This window comes from Streptomyces sp. NRRL S-1813 (assembly GCF_000719605.1).
In the GTDB taxonomy this organism is placed as follows: domain Bacteria; phylum Actinomycetota; class Actinomycetes; order Streptomycetales; family Streptomycetaceae; genus Streptomyces; species Streptomyces decoyicus.
This window is the reverse complement of the sequence record NZ_JOHB01000076.1, coordinates 1-3113: the sequence shown is the minus strand read 5'-3', so window position 1 is coordinate 3113 and position 3113 is coordinate 1. Positions and strand designations below refer to the sequence as shown.

2 protein-coding genes and 1 pseudogene are annotated in these 3113 nt (G+C 65.8%); 2 read left to right on the top strand and 1 reads right to left on the bottom strand.

From position 1 onward, the window contains the following. Positions 1–539: 539 nt before the first annotated feature. On the top strand, positions 540–878 hold the full coding sequence (locus IF67_RS0138320; RefSeq protein WP_030993654.1) for a MerR family transcriptional regulator: 339 nt from the start codon (positions 540–542) through the stop codon (positions 876–878). A 44-nt stretch (positions 879–922) separates the two neighbouring features. Here IF67_RS0138320 and IF67_RS46475 read toward each other — a convergent pair. Then, positions 923–1301 (bottom strand): annotated as a pseudogene (locus IF67_RS46475) (transposase); the annotation flags it as partial. A 343-nt stretch (positions 1302–1644) separates the two neighbouring features. Here IF67_RS46475 and IF67_RS0138315 point away from each other — a divergent pair. Next, positions 1645–2781 (top strand): hypothetical protein, encoded by a 1137-nt coding sequence (locus tag IF67_RS0138315; RefSeq protein WP_030993652.1) that lies wholly within the window; start codon positions 1645–1647, stop codon positions 2779–2781. The last annotated feature ends 332 nt before the right edge of the window (positions 2782–3113 follow it).

Genomic DNA, 3113 nt, shown 5'->3' with positions numbered 1-3113 from the left:
CAGGGGCTGCCGTGAGCAGGACCGCAGTTAGCGCAAGTGCAGTACCCGTAAGTGCAGTTCGCAGTACCCAGCAGTGAAGTCAGTGAGCAGCACCTCGGTAAAGGCGTCGGCTGCGGGCGCGCGTACCGGGAGGTTCGGCAGTGGGGTTCTAAGCCAGAGCAGACGCAGGACGGGCGACGGGGCTGGCTGCCGAAGAGTGGTGCTAGGCAGGCCACAGAGCAGTTCGCATCACCAGCAGTACGCAGGAGAGCAGTACCCGCAGTAGGTAAGTGATTGATCCCAGAGGGAAGAACGGAGGAGCCCCGCGCCATCAGGATCGCCCGGGCGGAAGTTTTGAGTCCGGGTACCGCAGGACATCGATAGTGAGGTGGTCTCCGGTCAAGCAACCGCGATCCCCGCGCACCCGACAGCATCTTGGTCGGGTCCGCGGAAACAGAAGGCCGACGCAGTACCAGGGTCGGCAGATGGTGTAGCAGTTCCTTCGGGGCCCTGGTGCCAATGGCACCAGGGCCCCTCCACGCGTTCCACAGAGAGGTGAGATGACAGCAGACGACTCGTTCGGCCGTCTCGATGACGACGACTACCCCGCCTACACCATGGGCCGGGCCGCCGAGATGCTCGGCACCACCCAGGGCTTCCTCCGCGCCATCGGCGAAGCCCGCCTCATCGCCCCGCTCCGCTCCGAGGGCGGCCACCGCCGCTACTCCCGCTACCAGCTGCGCATTGCCGCCCGCGCCCGGGAACTCGTCGACCAGGGCACCCCCATCGAGGCCGCCTGCCGCATCATCGCCCTCGAAGACCAGCTCGAAGAAGCCCAGCGCAGCAACGCCGAACACCGCCGCGCCGCCGAATCGGCGAAGCCAACGACCGCAGCCTGAGACGACTGGACCTGCGGCTTTCCCAGCAACTTCGTCGCTGCCGCTTACACACGTTGCCCGGAACGCTTCAGCGTCCCGGGCAACACCGCCTTCACCATGCCTTCGGCAGGGCCCAAAGAGAAAATGCCCGCGATGTGGAGCCCGGCCAGGTAGATAGTCGCAGTCTTTTCGTAGCGAGTGGCAATGCCGCGCCACTGTTTCAAGCGGTTGATGCACCGTTCGGCTGTGTTGCGCTGCTTATGCCTCACGGTCGAAATTGGGTGGCCTGCCGCCACGGCTGCCTCGACGCAGTCGGTGGCCCTGCTGATCTGCGGGACAGGGATGACCGCGCGGATACCGCGCCTTACGCAGGTGCTCGCGGATGGCGCGCGACGAGTACGCCTTATCTGCCAAGACCATGTCCGGCCGGGTGCGGGGCCGTCCGCGTCGGTGGGGGACGCCTGGGACCTGTCCCCATGAAGGTTTGTTGTGACGACGCAGCACAGTTGGCAATTCAGCATGCTTGTTGGCAAACGAAGTTGAAGCTGCTCTGTGGTTACCCTGCGGAGCGATCGGTTGCGACCAGGCGAATTACCCGCACGACCTACCCCGCCCAGCAATACCGAAGGCCGCCAACCCAGGTGATGACCAAGCAATTAAGGGCATTATCGAGCAATTTCAGTTCCTTATGGAACAACTAGCCTATAAGGGACGAAGCCCCTCTACGCTCTCGCATAGCCGGACCGTACGCACCTGACGTACGGCGGCGAGAGGAACGAGGGGCGTCGTGGCCGAGGGAACGAGCACCGCACAGGCACGAGTCAACCGGTGGCAGACCATGCTGTCGGGCACCGGCCTGCACGAGGTCGGAGGTGCGGCGTTGCGCAGGAGCGGGCCGGTGAACCTGCTGTCCGGGGTGTGGCTGCATGCGGCGGCCCGTGCCGAGCAGGGGCTGGAGTTGACGGAGCTGGAGCGTTCCCTGCTGGCGCCGCTGAGCAAGGTGCTGGGCGAGGAGGAGGTACACGCCATCGGGCGTGTCCACCGTGAGCAGCAGGCCAGCGGGCAAGCGGGGATCCTGCCGCAGGTGATCACCTCGCGCAGCCTCAAGGAGGGTTTCGACTTCCAGGACTACCGGGCGGCGTTGACCGGCCTGCTGCCGCAGATCACCGGCGCGCCGAACGTCTCCCTGGCCGACCCCGCGGCACTTTCCGCCGGCGAGGGCGTCACCGACCCGGGCTTCGCTGCGGCGGTGGGCGAGTACGGCTACGGTCTGACCGCCTTCACCGGGGGGGAGCGCGAGGGCGGCGCCCGGACGCTTTCGGCGTACAGGGCCCGTCTGGAATGGGATGGCTTCATCTGTCACGAGGCGGTCGGTGACCAGGGTGGCGGTCGGGACGAGATCTACTGGACCTGCGCGTCCAACGCCAGGAACTACGCCTACACCACCCGTACCAAGGAGACCGGCTCGGTCACGGGGAACAGGCAGTGGTACCCGATCTGGGGGGACCACGTCACGGGGAGCCGGGTGTTCTTCGACACCACCCTGGACGGCTGCGGGGCGGCCCTTATCACCCTGTGGGAGGCCGACCAGTCCAACTCCGAGTGGTACGACGCGCTGGGCCGGGCCCTCAACGACGTCGTCAACACGATGAGCATCCCGGACATGTACCTCGGTCTCTTCCCTGGCACCGATCTCATCGGCCACATGAACACCGCACTCAGCTTCTTCGCCACGTTCTGGGAGGCATTCCGCAATAAGGACGACCAGGTGCTCCCCGTCGGCTTCACCTTCGGCGCGTACGACCTCAGCACCTACTACGGGCGCCCGGAAGGACGCCACTCCATCTCCTTCAACGCCCAGTCCAAGGGCATGGGGATGTTCACCCTCAACATCCGCTACACCGGTGACCAGCCCCAGATGTGATCCTTCCACTGCAAGATGGGGGTGGGTGACTGGGCACACCATCGGCCACCCGCCCCCATCAGCGGTCCCACCCGGAAGGTTCAGCGGTACCACCGCGCCCGGAACCGGTGGCGCCTGCGACGTCCGACCGCCGGCCGGTCTGCCCGCGGGACGGAATCAGCTCGATCCGCGCCCACTGCGCGTCAGACAAAAGCACACCTGGGCCAACACTCAGATGATCCAAACGAAACGGCCTAGATGCAATACCGGTGATTTAGGTTGTTTTTCGGCGGGTTGGCCTGGTCTTGGTCGGCCCGATCAGGGTCACGCGGGGAGTCTCCGGCCTGGGCGGA

Coding starts and splice junctions, on each gene's coding strand:
- IF67_RS0138320 (WP_030993654.1), top strand. CDS start 540: ATGACAGCAGACGACTCGTTCGGCCGTCTCGATGACGACGACTACCCC.